Annotated in this window: 9 protein-coding genes, 1 tRNA gene and 2 pseudogenes; 9 read left to right on the top strand and 3 right to left on the bottom strand. The window is 34.6% G+C overall.

The annotated features are described in order from the left end of the window. The first annotated feature begins 98 nt into the window (after positions 1-98). The 7 genes from Q0Q99_RS06835 (at position 99) to mgtE (ending at position 11,637) form a co-directional block, all read left to right on the top strand. Positions 99-1,241 carry a DUF2062 domain-containing protein gene (locus Q0Q99_RS06835; protein WP_293893382.1) on the top strand — a complete coding sequence of 381 codons (1,143 nt, stop codon included), beginning with the start codon at positions 99-101 and terminating at the stop codon, positions 1,239-1,241. Positions 1,242-1,244: 3 nt separating this feature from the next. Continuing rightward, positions 1,245-4,961 carry a 1-acyl-sn-glycerol-3-phosphate acyltransferase gene (locus Q0Q99_RS06840; RefSeq protein WP_293893385.1) on the top strand — a complete coding sequence of 1,239 codons (3,717 nt, stop codon included), beginning with the start codon at positions 1,245-1,247 and terminating at the stop codon, positions 4,959-4,961. Further along, positions 4,958-6,472 (top strand): NAD(P)/FAD-dependent oxidoreductase, encoded by a 1,515-nt coding sequence (locus Q0Q99_RS06845; protein ID WP_293893388.1) that lies wholly within the window; start codon positions 4,958-4,960, stop codon positions 6,470-6,472. The genes Q0Q99_RS06840 and Q0Q99_RS06845 overlap by 4 nt, the downstream gene beginning before the upstream one ends. Before the next feature lie 12 nt (positions 6,473-6,484). Then, on the top strand, positions 6,485-8,155 hold the full coding sequence (locus Q0Q99_RS06850; RefSeq protein ID WP_293893391.1) for a C45 family peptidase: 1,671 nt from the start codon (positions 6,485-6,487) through the stop codon (positions 8,153-8,155). Then, entirely contained in the window at positions 8,152-9,450 is a 1,299-nt protein-coding gene (locus tag Q0Q99_RS06855) for a phenylacetate--CoA ligase family protein (protein WP_293893394.1), read from the top strand. Before Q0Q99_RS06850 ends, Q0Q99_RS06855 begins: the two co-directional genes overlap by 4 nt. A gap of 68 nt (positions 9,451-9,518) precedes the next feature. Further along, positions 9,519-10,298, top strand: a complete 780-nt coding sequence (gene rsmA, locus Q0Q99_RS06860; RefSeq protein ID WP_293893404.1) for a 16S rRNA (adenine(1518)-N(6)/adenine(1519)-N(6))-dimethyltransferase RsmA — start codon at positions 9,519-9,521, stop codon at positions 10,296-10,298. After that, a complete protein-coding gene (gene mgtE, locus Q0Q99_RS06865; RefSeq protein WP_293893397.1) occupies positions 10,288-11,637 on the top strand; it encodes a magnesium transporter in 1,350 nt (449 codons plus the stop codon). Before rsmA ends, mgtE begins: the two co-directional genes overlap by 11 nt. A 237-nt stretch (positions 11,638-11,874) precedes the next feature. On the opposite strand, the gene Q0Q99_RS06870 is transcribed toward mgtE, so the two are convergent. Together Q0Q99_RS06870 and Q0Q99_RS06875 are read right to left on the bottom strand one after the other, a co-directional pair. Continuing rightward, a complete protein-coding gene (locus Q0Q99_RS06870; protein WP_293893399.1) occupies positions 11,875-12,126 on the bottom strand; it encodes a GIY-YIG nuclease family protein in 252 nt (83 codons plus the stop codon). 47 nt (positions 12,127-12,173) lie between these two features. Next, positions 12,174-12,253, bottom strand: a tRNA-Leu gene (locus Q0Q99_RS06875). 244 nt (positions 12,254-12,497) lie between these two features. On the opposite strand from Q0Q99_RS06875, the gene Q0Q99_RS06880 reads away from it, so the two are divergent. Together Q0Q99_RS06880 and Q0Q99_RS06885 are read left to right on the top strand one after the other, a co-directional pair. Beyond that, the gene (locus tag Q0Q99_RS06880) at positions 12,498-13,439 is read left to right on the top strand and encodes a ribose-phosphate pyrophosphokinase (protein WP_293893401.1); all 942 of its coding nucleotides are present in this window, start codon (positions 12,498-12,500) and stop codon (positions 13,437-13,439) included. A gap of 219 nt (positions 13,440-13,658) precedes the next feature. Next, positions 13,659-13,826, top strand: a pseudogene (locus Q0Q99_RS06885) (50S ribosomal protein L25); the annotation flags it as partial. Here the strand turns inward: Q0Q99_RS06885 and Q0Q99_RS06890 are convergent. After that, positions 13,819-13,922, bottom strand: a pseudogene (locus Q0Q99_RS06890) (50S ribosomal protein L25); the annotation flags it as partial. The pseudogenes Q0Q99_RS06885 and Q0Q99_RS06890 overlap by 8 nt on opposite strands.

Consider the following 13,922-nt stretch of genomic DNA (forward strand, 5'->3'; position numbering starts at 1 on the left):
AACAATAAAGCTTTTCTGGTCAAGAAAAACAAACCTTATAATTGTTAAGTAATACTAAATTGGAGCCTTTAATTTCTGGAAAAACTCAAACAGATTCATTGAATTATTGCGTTATTATACCAACCTATAATAATGAAAAAACCTTGAAACGGGTTTTGGATACTGTTTTGACTTACACCAGTAATATTATTATTGTTAATGATGGTTCAACAGATTCTACTGCTTACATTTTAAAAGAATATCTCCAACTCGCGCAAATACATTTCGCTAAAAACTGTGGCAAGGGCATAGCGCTAAGACAAGGGTTTAAAAAAGCGGTAGAACTTAATTATAATTATGCTATAACTATTGATTCGGATGGTCAACATTTTGCTTCGGATATTCCTGCATTTATTGATTTTATTAAAAAAGAAGAGAATGTTTTATTAATAGGTAGTCGGAACATGACGCACGACTCTATTCCACAAAAAAGTAATTTTGGGAATAAATTCTCTAATTTTTGGTTCTGGTTTGAAACGGGAATTAAACTTGAAGATACACAATCAGGATTTCGATTATATCCTTTACTATTAATTCCAAAAAAGTATTTTACCAATAAGTTTGAATTCGAAATCGAAGTCATTGTCCGATCAGCATGGAAAGGAATTTCAATAAAAAATATCCCCATTCAGGTTTTGTACGATCCAACGGAACGAGTTTCCCATTTTCGTCCTTTTATAGATTTTACCCGAATTAGTATTTTGAATACAGTTTTAGTTTTCATTACGCTTTTATACATCAAACCAAGAGATTTTTTTTTTAGCTTTAGAAGAAAAGGGATTAAGAATTTTTTTTTAGAAAATGTACTTCACAATGAAGATAGTATTACAAAAAAATCAGTTTCAATTGCATTAGGTGTTTTTATAGGAATAAGCCCTTTTTGGGGATTTCAAACTATTATTGTCCTGGCGTTAGCCGTGTTGTTTCGATTAAACAAAGCCATTGCCTTTGCCTTTTCAAATATTAGTTTCCCGCCATTTATTCCTTTTATTATCTATGGTTCTATAAAAGCAGGAAGCTTTTTTGTACATTCCAATTCGACGATTTTATTTGATAAATCAATAACATTGGAAGCTATTCAAAATAATATGCAACAATACTTGGTTGGCAGTTTGGTTCTAGCTACAGTTAGTGCTGTTATTTTCGGAAGTATCTCCTATTTAATTTTATTATTTTTAACTACTTTTAAAAATAATAAATAAAAGATGCAGGATTTATTTAGTTTTATTTATACCTACCTGAATAAGAGAAAGATATTTTCTGTTGTGGTCTTTTCGGGGATTCTTTTTATACTATGGGTTTTTGCAACTCGAATCCAATTAAGCGAAGATATCACACGACTTATTCCTATCAACGATAAAACAAATACGACTGCAAAAGTTTTAAATCAAGTAAATTTTTCGGATAAAATTAGCATCAAAATTAGCAGCAAAAAAAAAGGAACTCCCGAAGATTTAACTGCAGCTGCAACTCTTTTTTTAAACAACTTAGATTCAAAATGCAAGGGTTACGTAGGCAAAGTACAAGGAAAGCTAGATGATAAAAATCTTCAGGAAACATTTGATTTTGTATACAATAATCTACCATTATTTTTAGATAAAAACGATTATGCTGCCATTCAAAATAAAATTCAAAATGACAGCATTGCTACTATTGTTGCCGCCGATTATAAGTCGTTAGTTTCACCAACAGGCATTGTTTCCAGAGATTTTATTCTCAAAGACCCACTTGGAATTTCATTCATTGCATTGAAAAAAATGCAGCAGTTAAGCATTGGTGACGATTTCACCCTTCAAAACGGATTCTTAGTCACTAAAAACAAACAATATTTACTGCTTTTTGTAACACCTAAATTGCCCCCAAACGAAACCGATAGAAACACCATTTTTGTTGAGCAGTTAAACACCATTAAAGATAAGGTTAACAAACAATTCAAAGGTAAAGTGGCATTGAGTTTTTATGGCGCTACTCCTGTGGCCGTTGGAAATGCAACTCAAATAAAGGCAGATGTGAAATGGACTTCCATTTTTGCAGGGGTTTCTTTGATTCTGATGTTGATTTTCTTTTACAGAAATATCACATCACCCATCCTTATTTTTATTCCCTCCTTATTTGGGGCTGTTTTTGCACTGGCCATTTTGTATTTTACCAAAGGAAGTATTTCGGCCATTTCACTTGGAATAAGTTCTATTTTATTGGGCGAAACCACCGATTATTCTATTTATGTACTCACCCATTTGCGGAATAATAAAGATGCAAAATTGTTGTATAAAGACATTACCAAACCACTGATTTTATGTGGCGTTACGACGTCTATTAGTTTCCTCTGTTTGTTATTTGTAAAATCAGAAGCGTTGAAAGATCTGGGAATTTTTGCTGCTTTGAGCGTAATAGCTACTTCTGTTTTTTCATTGGTACTTATACCGTTGTTGTATAATTTTAAAATAGCTCCGAAAGAAAATACCCTACAGCTTCACAAAGAAAACGACACTTTAATCGACAAGATTGGCGCGTATTCGTATCATAAAAATAAATTCTTGATATTAGCCATGATGGTCATATTGATAGTTTGCCTTTTTACCTATTCGAGGGTTACTTTTAACAACGATTTAGCATCGCTCAACTTTATTTCACCCGAATTAAAACAAACCGAAAAAGAACTCGAAAATATTACGGATGGAGACTCTAAATCAATCTATCTTGCTTCCTATGGAACTGATTATGAAACGGTTTTAAGTAATAACAATAAGCTTTTTGAAGCCTTAACAAATGAGAAAAAATCGAAACTGATCACAAATTTTAGTTCAATTGGCGGATTGGTATTTTCAAAAGAAAAGCAACTACAAAAAATTCAGGATTGGAATACGTTCTGGAGCGATGCTAAAAAAGAATTAGTAAAAAGCCGATTAATTAACAACGGAACCCATTTCGGATTCAAAATCACAACTTTCAATCCGTTTTACGAACGATTAGAGAAAAAAAATAGGCCAATTTTGGTAACTGATTTTAGAAAAGTAGCTGCCTTTTATATCAGTGAATTTGTATCTCAAAAAAATGGCTTTTATACGATATCCACATTGGTTAAAGTGTCCAAGGACAAAAGAGATGCCTTTGTATCCGCAATTCAAAAACAACCTAATCTGGTAGTAATTGATAGGCAACAAACTAATGAAACCTTCCTCGGAACCCTGAAAGACAATTTTGAAAAATTGATAAACTATTCGTTTATTGCAATTCTTATCATTCTTTTTTTATCTTTTAAAAGAATTGAATTGGTTATTGTAGGGAGTATTCCTATCGCAATTAGCTGGATTTTCACCAAAGGATTAATGGGTGCTTTTGATTTGCAATTTAATGTCATCAATATCATTGTTTGTACTTTAATTTTTGGAATCGGAGTTGACTACAGTATTTTTATGACCACCGCGTTACAAAAAGAACATACCTATGGCAAAGCGGAATTACCAACTTATAGAACTTCAATTTTATTGTCGGTTGCAACAACGATTTTGGGAATTGGCGTTCTGATTTTCGCAAAACATCCTGCTCTAAAATCTATTGCATTGATAGGTATTGTAGGGATATTTTCGGCTTTGCTAATTACGTTTATCATCCAACCTTTAGTGTTTAATTTTTTTGTCACGAACCCAACTAAAAAAGGAAATCCTCCTTTTGAAATAAGACGATTTCTTCATTCGGTTTTGTCGTTTATCTATTTTGGTTTCGGCGGATTATTATTGTCTTTGATAGGAACACTTTTAATTAAAATAATTCCGATTTCACGAACAAAAAAACTACAGGCATTTCATTTTATAATGTCAAAATTTATGCATTCCGTTTTTCTAACATATCCTTCTATTAAGAGAAAAATAATTAATAATCACAATGAAAACTTTCAAAAGCCGGGAGTAATTATTGCCAATCATACATCTTTCTTAGATATTTTAGCAATAGGGATGTTAAGTCCTAAAATCATATTTCTTGTGAGTGATTGGGTTTATAATTCGCCATTTTTCGGTAAGGGAGTTCGCTTGGCCGGTTTTTATCCGGTTTCCAGCGGAATAGACAACGGGATTGAGCATTTGAGGGAAAAAATAAATCAAGGATTTTCAATAATGGTTTTCCCTGAAGCCACCAGATCAGTGGATAATAGTGTGAAAAGATTTCATAAAGGAGCATTTTACCTTGCCGAACAATTTAATTTAGACATTATTCCTATTGTAATTCATGGATATTCTGAAGTGTCCCCAAAAGGGGATTTTATGTTGTATAAAGGATCGACAACTGTTGAGTTTTTAGATAGAATTGTAGTTAGTGATTTATCTTTTGGGAAGAGTTATACCGAAAGAGCTAAAAAAATAAATGCCGTTTTTAAATTACATTACAGAAAAATGCGATTGGAATATGAAGGTGCCAATTATTTCAAATCTACCCTTTTAAATAGTTTTGGTTACAAGGAAAGGGAAATAATTCAAGCAGTAAAAGCAAATATCAATAATCACGCACCGCTTTTTCATAACGTAAATAAGTACATTACGGCAAATGCAAAAGTAGCTCATTTTGCTAATGATTATGGCGAATTGGATGTTTTGCTTTCACTACAAGAATCACAACGAAAAATCATTTCTTTTATTGATGATCAAGAGAAAAGAGCCGTTGCAAAAACGAACCATTTCCTCAAGAAAAGATCCATCCTATATGCAGAAAATGTTACTGAAATTATGAAAAATAAACATGACGTAGTTTTAATTTCAAATGCTAACTTTGAATTTGATATAAAAGAAATAACGAATGTTTGTGACAGCATCATTTTGCTTGAAAATATTGAAAATACAAGTCTGTCAAATCAAATAATCGATAATGATTTTGAAATTGAAGTGGTAGAAAATGAACTGATTGTTTTAAAGAAAAAGGCACAATGAAAGCGCAATACGATGTGGTAATTATAGGAAGCGGATTAGGCGGGTTGGTTTCATCTATCATATTGGCTAAAGAAGGCTATAGCGTTTGTGTACTTGAGAAAAATAACCAGTTTGGAGGTAATCTTCAAACCTTTGTAAGAGATAAAACCATTTTCGATACCGGCGTACATTATATTGGAGGATTAAGTGAAGGTCAGAATTTGTACAAATATTTTAAATATTTAGGTATTATGGACGATTTGAAACTCAAAAAAATGGATGAAGATGGTTTCGACATCATTTCTTTTGAAGATCAAAATCAAGAATATCCACATGCACAAGGTTATGAAAATTTCACTAACCAGTTGACGAAAAATTTTCCTGAGGAAAGAGATGTTATCCAGCAATATTGTAAAAAAATTATTGAAACTTGTGATTCCTTTCCTTTATATAATCTGGATGCAACAGGTGTATATAACACTGAAATTTTATCTGTTAACGCTAAACAATATATTGACGAATTGACCGAGAATAAAGAATTGCGATCAGTACTGGCAGGAACTAATTTTTTATATGCCGGAATTGCTGAAAAATCTCCTTTTTATGTACATGCTTTATCTGTAAACTCATATATTCAAAGTGCTTGGCGTTGTATTAATGGCGGAAGTCAGATTACAAAACAATTAATAAAACAACTCAAAAAGTACGGTGGCGAAGTTTATAAATACAAAGAAGTTGTGAAATTTGAATATGAAGATAATGACGTAACTTCTGCTGTAATGAAAGATGGTTCGACTGTTTTTGGAAATATATTTATATCAAATGTTGATCCAAAAGCTACCTTAAAAATGGTAGGCGAAGACAAATTCAGAAAAGTATATATTAATAGAATTGAAAGTTTAGAAGGTGTAATTGCTGCTTTTAGCTTGTATATCGTTTTTAAACCGGAAACTTTCAGATACAGAAACCACAATTTTTATCATTACAAAAATAGTGATGATGTTTGGAGTGCTCACGACTATGATGAACAATCTTGGCCAAAAGCTTTTATGGCTTCCATAAATGCCGGAAAAACAGATGTTTGGGCAGACGGAATGACTGTTATGACGTATATGAAATTTGACGAATTGAAGCAATGGGAAGGGACAAGCAATACAACAACTCAGAAAGAAGATAGAGGAAAAAGTTACGAGGACTTTAAAGCTAAGAAAACAGAAAGATTTCTTCAGGAAATAGAGCTTAAATTTCCGGGAATAAGGGATTGTATTAAATCAATTTATACGTCTACACCACTCTCGTACAGAGATTATATAGGCGGATTTAAAGGAAATATGTACGGCTATGTAAAAGATTCAAACAACCCCATGAAAACTTTTATTGCTCCAAAAACTAAAATGAATAATTTGTATCTCACAGGGCAATCTATAAATATGCATGGTGTTCTTGGTGTTACTATAGGAGCTGTATTAACCTGTTCGGAAATTGTGGGAAAAGAATATTTAGTTAATAAAATTAATAAAGAATCAAAATAAGACGGCTAGAAGATGAAAAAGTGGGTTTGTCATATTATTTTATCAATTCTGGTCATCACTTTTTCTTCTTGTGGCGTTTCAAAATCATTACACGACAAACCAATTTTAGAAGGATATAACAATGCTATTCCGATAGTCAATAAACAATCCAATTTTAGTTTTTCATCAGGAAATAATTTTCTTTTTAAAAATCAACAAAATCTCTGGGAACTATATGTAGAAGGAGATGCTTTAGAACGTGGACTTGTTACAGGTGCCCTAACCGACTCACTATTAAAAAAACAGGAACGTGTGTTTTTTTCAAAAATTAATGATTTTGTCCCATCAAAAACAAAAAAATGGGCATTGCGGGAATTTTTAAAATGGTATAACAGAAAATTATATTTAAATGTTCCTGAGGAATTTAAAACAGAAATATATGGAATTTCAGAATATACAAGTCATGATTTTGATAATATAGCACCTGCATATTTAAGAAGTTTATATTTACATGGAGCACACGATATAGGGCATGCCTTAAAGGATTTAGCTTTAGTCGGCTGTTCTTCGTTTGCTGCCTGGGGAGAAAAATCGGCTGACGGAAGTTTAATTTTGGGCAGGAATTTTGATTTTTATGCTGGAGATGAATTTGCAAAAGATAAAATTGTAGCGTTCATTAACCCTAAAGATGGACATCCATTCATGATGGTTACCTGGGCAGGTATGATTGGAGCCGTTTCCGGTATGAATAATGAAGGCATAACGGTAACAATTAATGCCGGTAAATCTAAGATTCCATTGATAGCTAAGACTCCAATTTCAATCCTGACGAGGGAAATATTGCAATACGCCTCCACGCTTGATGAAGCTATCACCATTGCTAAAAAGAGAAAGGTTTTTGTGTCAGAATCAATTATGGTTGGAAGTGCTACTGACAAAAAAGCTATTATAATTGAGGTTTCACCACATAATTTTGGTGTCTATGATGTTAAAAACAACAATCAATTAATTTGTACTAATCATTTTCAAAGCACTGAATTAAAAGATGATGATAGGAATCAATATCAAATAACAAATAGCCATTCAAAATACCGTTATGACAGAATTACTCAGCTTTTTGACCATTATAAAAAAATAGATGTGGATGCTGCTGCTGCTATCCTGAGGGATAAGGAAGGAATTGATGGTGCAAAAATTGGTTATGGAAATGAAAAAGCACTGAATCAATTAATCGCCCATCACGGCATAATATTCAAACCTGAACAGCGATTGGTTTGGGTTTCGACAAATCCCTATCAGTTAGGGGAATTTGTCTGTTACGATTTGAAAAAGATTTTCAATAAAAGGAATTCTATAGACACAATATTTTCTTTGCAGGAACAGGATTTGAATATTCCTAAAGATTTATTTTTAGAAACCCCCGAATATGAAAACTATGAAAAATTTCGGATTGAAGACCGAAAGATGGATTATCTATTAAAAAGCAATAAAGGTTTACCCAAAGATTTTGCCGAAAATTACCAATCATTGAATCCGGATTATTGGGTTGTTTATTATAAAGTAGGGTTGTATTTTTATAGAAAAAAAGAATATAAATTAGCAGAAAAACAATTTGAAATTGCCTTAACAAAAGAGATAACAACGCTTCCCGAGAAATTAGGAATTGAGAAGTATCTGAAAAAAATAGAAAGAAAACTGCAATGATTCCAAAAATTGAAACAGCAACAACCGAAGAAATTAAATCTTTTCAGGAGCAAAAACTTTTAGAGCTTTTAGAATATGCAGCTCAAAATTCACCTTATTACAAAAGACTTTTTGAAAAAGAGAATATAAATATTAAAACTATTAAAACTCTAGAGGATTTACAGCTTTTACCTGTGACATCAAAAGACGATTTTCAAAAATATAATTATGATTTTTTATGTGTCCCCGTTAACGAAATAATTGATTATGCTTCCACTTCGGGAACATTAGGAGAACCTGTAACTTTTGGTTTAACCGATAAAGATTTAGACAGATTAGCCTATAATGAAGCTATTTCTTTTGATTGTGCCGGTATTAAAAAAGGAGATGTTGTACAAATGATGACAACTATCGACAGGATGTTTTTAGCTGGTTTAGCCTATTTTTTAGGACTAAGAAAGCTGCAAGTTGGCGTTATCCGCGTTGGTTCCGGAATCCCAAAACTACAATGGGATTCTATTATGAAATATAAACCTCGTTATTTAATTACAGTTCCCTCCTTTCTATTGAAAATGATTGAATATGCTGAAATGCACAATATTGATTACAACAATTCTGGAATAATAGGTGCTGTTTGCATAGGCGAATCACTTAGAAACCAAGATTTTTCGATGAATGTTTTGTCAAAAAAAATAACGGAGAAATGGGATATTAAATTATTTTCTACTTACGCATCGACAGAAATGAGTACTGCATTTACAGAATGTGAGCATGCTCTCGGCGGTCACCATCATCCCGAACTTATTATTATAGAAGTTTTAGATGAAAATAATAAGCCAGTAAAAAATGGTAATTCCGGCGAATTGACTTTTACTACCATCGGCGTCGAAGCTATGCCTTTAATTAGATTTAAAACGGGTGATATTGTAAAACTACATTCAGAAGCTTGCGCTTGCGGTCGAAATACATTGCGCGTTGGTCCGGTAATTGGCAGAATGCATCACATGATAAAATATAAAGGAACTACGCTATATCCACAGACCATGAATGATGTTTTGACTACTTTCGAAAACATTGAAAACTATATTATCGAAATTTCCACCAATAACTTAGGTACTGATGAAATTTTAATTAAAATTGCCGTAAAAAAACAATCTGAAACTTTTCTGCAAGAACTAAAGGATTATTTCAGAGCCAAATTAAGAGTTACTCCTAAAATTGAATTCAGTTCTAAAGAAATATTGGATTCGTTGGTTTTTAATCAATTGTACAGAAAACCAGTTCGCTTTTTTGATAAAAGGAAGAATTTAATTTAATAGAACTCTGGATTCAATAGCTTTATAAAAAAATCAAAGTAAATTTGTATCCACGAATGACAAAGTATATGGATAACGTAAGAGCCAAAAAACACCTCGGGCAACATTTCTTAACAGATGAGTCAATTGCCCAAAATATAGCCGACACCTTGAATTTTGAGGGCTATGATATTACGTTGGAAATAGGTCCCGGAATGGGAGTCTTGACCAAATATCTTCTGGAAAAACCAACAACAACCTATGTCATCGAAATCGATAGGGATTCTGTAGAATATCTGAATGCACATTACCCGAAACTGCACGGAAAGATTATTTCCAAAGATGTTTTAAAATACAATATCAACGAAGTTTTTGAAGGCAAACCTTTTGCTATCATTGGCAATTTCCCCTATAATATTTCATCACAGATTGTTTTTAAATGCTTGGAATTACGTCATCAGGTGCCGGAGTTTTCGGGTATGTTTCAAAAAGAAGTAGCCGAACGCATTTGCGAAAAAAAAGGCACTAAAGCCTACGGAATCCTATCCGTTTTGGTCCAGGCTTTTTATGAAGCGGAATATCTTTTTACGGTGAGTCCCGATGTATTTAATCCGCCACCAAAAGTGAATTCCGGAGTTTTACGCTTACGCAGAAAAGAAAATTTCACTTTACCTTGTAATGAAAAGTTATTCTTTTCGGTAGTGAAAACAGGGTTTCAGCAACGTCGTAAGACATTGAGGAATAGTTTAAAATCATTCCAACTTTCGGATAATTTAAAAGAAGATACTATCTTTGACCTTCGCCCCGAACAATTAACCGTTGAACAGTTTATAGAACTAACTCAAAAAATAGAAGCCAATGCAGTTTAAAATCAGCAAAGAACTCTTAGAGCAAATCGAGCAACTCATTCATCAGCAAAACGACCAGGAATTAATCGTTTTATTGAATGACATGCACCATGCCGATATTGCCGAGATTTTTGATGAACTTAACATTGAAGAAGCGACTTATATTTTTAAGATTCTCGATAGTGAAATAACGGCTGAAATTCTTCTGGAACTGGAAGATGATGTTCGTGAAAAAATTCTTCACGGTCTTTCGGCAAAGGAAATTGCAGAAGAATTAGATGAACTGGATACCGATGATGCTGCTGATATCATCGCCGAACTTTCCCAAAGCAAAAAAGAAGAAGTAATCTCTGAGCTCGAAGACGTTGAGCATGCCAAAGACATTGTAGATTTGTTACGCTACAGCGAAGACACCGCTGGTGGCTTGATGGGGAAAGAGATGGTGAAGGTCAACGAAAACTGGAACGTACTCACCTGCGTCAAAGAAATGCGGATTCAGGCCGAAAATGTAACAAGAGTGCACTCGATTTATGTTGTTGATGACGAAGATCGTTTGAAAGGAAGATTATCACTTAAGGACTTGTTGACGACTTCCACCAAAACGCCTATTAGCGAAGTATATATCAAAAAAGTTGACTATGTAAATGTTGACACTCCAAATACCGAAGTAGCCCGTATCATGCAGAAATACGACCTGGAAGCAATCCCAGTTGTGGATGAAATGGGAAGATTAGTAGGCCGAGTAACCGTTGATGATATTCTTGATGTTATCAAGGAAGAAGCCGACAAAGATTACCAGATGGCGGCGGGTATTACCCAGGATGTTGAAGCTGGCGATAGTGTTTACGAACTTACCAAAGCGCGCCTGCCGTGGCTTTTAATTGGAATGGCAATTGAAATTGTAGCATCTTTTGTGTTAAAAGGAAATGAAATTGCTTTCCAAAAATATACCACTCTAATCATTTTTGTGCCTTTACTTTCTGCCACCGCGGGAAATATTGGAGTGCAGGCATCGGCAATTGTGGTTCAGGGTTTGGCCAATGGTACTTTGAAAGAGTTCAGCAAACAATATTTTAGCCGGGAACTTACCGTGGCAATGATTTCGGGAACAATTATCTCGCTTTTTATTTTGTTGTTTCATACCATTATGTACCAACAATTTCAGGTTGGAATAGCCATTTCCACTTCTATAATTGTAGTAATCCTTTTTGCCGCAGCATTGGGAACATTGGTACCGTTGTTTCTTCACCGGAATAAAATTGATCCCGCAATTGCGACCGGACCGTTTATCACCACCACAAATGACGTTTTTGGGATTATTATTTATTTCGCAATCGCAAGATTGATTCTTGGGTTTTAATTTTTTAGGAGCACTACTTTATCCTTTTTTACAACACTCCCTGCCTACCGGCAGGCAGGTTCCAGCTGTCCATTATATCTTTTTCTTTTACAAAGAAAAAGGATGCCATTCCCATCGGGGCTAAATAGACGTGGTTCTTCCTTTTGAGAATATGGATTCCCGCCTGCACGGTTGCCCACAGGTTTTTGAGACCAGCGCGTCTACCAACCTGCCGGCAGGCAGGCAGGCAGGTTCCGCTTATTGCATTAAACTTTCTTTAATGATTTTTAATTTTTCTTTGCCAATGCCACTTTTAAAATATTTCTCTTTTTGCCTGGCTTCTAGTCTTGTCTCGAATTCCTGAGTATAAATTATTTTAAACGGCAAATAAGGCTTGGTTGTTTTGTTTTTGCCATTGTTATGTTCAGAAAATCTTCTTTCTAAATTATCTGTTAACCCTACATAAATATAGTTTCGTTCTAAACTAGAAATTGCATAAACATAATACATAAAAATACTTTTAAATTAAAAAAACCTCCGATTTCTCGAAGGTTTTGTACCCGGAGCGGGACTTGAACCCGCACGGTTGCCCACAGGTGTTTGAGACCAGCGCGTCTACCAATTCCGCCATCCGGGCTTGAGAGACAAAACCAACAGCAGTTGGCTTATCGCGAAAAATAAACAACTAAAGCGTTGCTTATCTTTAAACACGGTGCAAATGTAAAAAATAAAACATGATTTTCTAAAAAAATACTCTAAAATATCCTTTCAGAGTTGGATTTAATTTCTAAATTTGCACCTCGGTAAAACGAGCAACAACTAACTAACTACATTCGAGGCATTTCCGTAAGGATTGCAACGGATAAAAACAACAAACTACAATGTCGCAATTTGAACCAGAAGCAAAGATATTTGCGTGTTCGCAAAGCGTCTACCTAGCCGAACAAATAGCCGAAAACTATGGTGTTCCGCTTGGTAAAGTTACGTTCTCAAAATTTAGTGATGGTGAATTTCAACCTTCTTTTGAAGAATCAATAAGAGGATTGCGCGTTTTTATTGTTTGCTCTACATTTCCGAGTGCCGACAATTTAATGGAACTTTTGTTAATGATTGATGCTGCTAAAAGAGCATCAGCAAGGCACATAACTCCCGTAATTCCGTATTTTGGTTATGCAAGACAGGACAGAAAAGACAAACCAAGAGTTCCGATTGGAGCAAAACTAATAGCAAAACTATTGGAAACTGCCGGAGCAACCCGAATCATGACGATGGATTTACACGCCGATCAGATTCAGGGGTTTTTTGAAATGCCAGTGGATCATTTGTTTGCATCGACTATCTTTTTGCCGTATGTTAAGAGTCTGCAGTTAGACAATTTAACAATTGCTTCGCCTGACATGGGTGGTTCCAAAAGAGCGTATGCGTATTCTAAGTTTTTAGAATCGGATGTTGTGATTTGTTACAAACAAAGAAAGGCGGCCAACATAATTGATACCATGGAGTTGATTGGTGAAGTGCGAGGAAGGAACGTTATCCTGGTTGATGATATGGTTGATACCGGAGGAACGTTAGCCAAAGCTGCCGATTTAATGATAGAAAAAGGGGCATTAAGCGTGAGGGCAATCTGTACTCATGCGATACTTTCGGGTGATGCTTATGAGAAATTGGAGAAATCTCAGTTACTGGAATTGATAGTTACCGATTCGATTCCGTTAAAAAGAGATTCCAAAAAAATAAAAGTGGTGAGTTGTGCACCTCTTTTTGCAGAAGTAATGAATATGGTGCAGCACAACAATTCCATCAGTGGGAAGTTTTTGATGTAAGAAGGAGAGAAAAGAAGAAAGAACGCTGCGCTGCAAGAGAAAAGAATATTTGAATTTTGCAAAGGATTGCGTTAGCGATTGAAGCGGCAGCCCGGAACGCAGTGAGGACTATAGCGGAAAGCGCGGCGCGAGGAACGAGAGCAACGCCCACCCGAGGTCAACGGCCGAACTGAGCGGAGCTAAAAAAAGAATTTTTATTATTAACTATATATTTTTACAATGAAATCGATTACAATTAAAGGATCACAAAGAGAAAGCGTAGGCAAGGTAGCAACCAAGGCGGTACGTAATGCTGGAATGGTTCCTTGCGTTATTTACGGAGGAAGTCAGCCAGTGCATTTTGCAGCAGAAGAAAAAGCATTCAAAAGCTTGGTTTACACTCCAAATCTATCACAACTGTGTGCGCGTTTGGAGTGTAAACCAATCTTTTGAATGCTTTTTCTTCTGCTGCAAAATGCACTGGCTGACTTCCTCCGTAAATAA

The sequence above is a fragment of the Flavobacterium sp. genome, from assembly GCF_025352425.1.
Classification (GTDB): Bacteria; Bacteroidota; Bacteroidia; order Flavobacteriales; family Flavobacteriaceae; genus Flavobacterium.

Bases quoted from the DNA above. Each gene is read 5' to 3' on its own strand.
- Q0Q99_RS06850 (WP_293893391.1), top strand. From the start codon at position 6,485: ATGAAAAAGTGGGTTTGTCATATTATTTTATCAATTCTGGTCATCACT.
- Q0Q99_RS06855 (WP_293893394.1), top strand. From the start codon at position 8,152: ATGATTCCAAAAATTGAAACAGCAACAACCGAAGAAATTAAATCTTTT.
- mgtE (WP_293893397.1), top strand. From the start codon at position 10,288: ATGCAGTTTAAAATCAGCAAAGAACTCTTAGAGCAAATCGAGCAACTC.
- Q0Q99_RS06880 (WP_293893401.1), top strand. From the start codon at position 12,498: ATGTCGCAATTTGAACCAGAAGCAAAGATATTTGCGTGTTCGCAAAGC.
- Q0Q99_RS06870 (WP_293893399.1), bottom strand. From the start codon at position 12,126: ATGTATTATGTTTATGCAATTTCTAGTTTAGAACGAAACTATATTTAT.
- Q0Q99_RS06840 (WP_293893385.1), top strand. From the start codon at position 1,245: ATGCAGGATTTATTTAGTTTTATTTATACCTACCTGAATAAGAGAAAG.
- rsmA (WP_293893404.1), top strand. From the start codon at position 9,519: ATGGATAACGTAAGAGCCAAAAAACACCTCGGGCAACATTTCTTAACA.
- Q0Q99_RS06845 (WP_293893388.1), top strand. From the start codon at position 4,958: ATGAAAGCGCAATACGATGTGGTAATTATAGGAAGCGGATTAGGCGGG.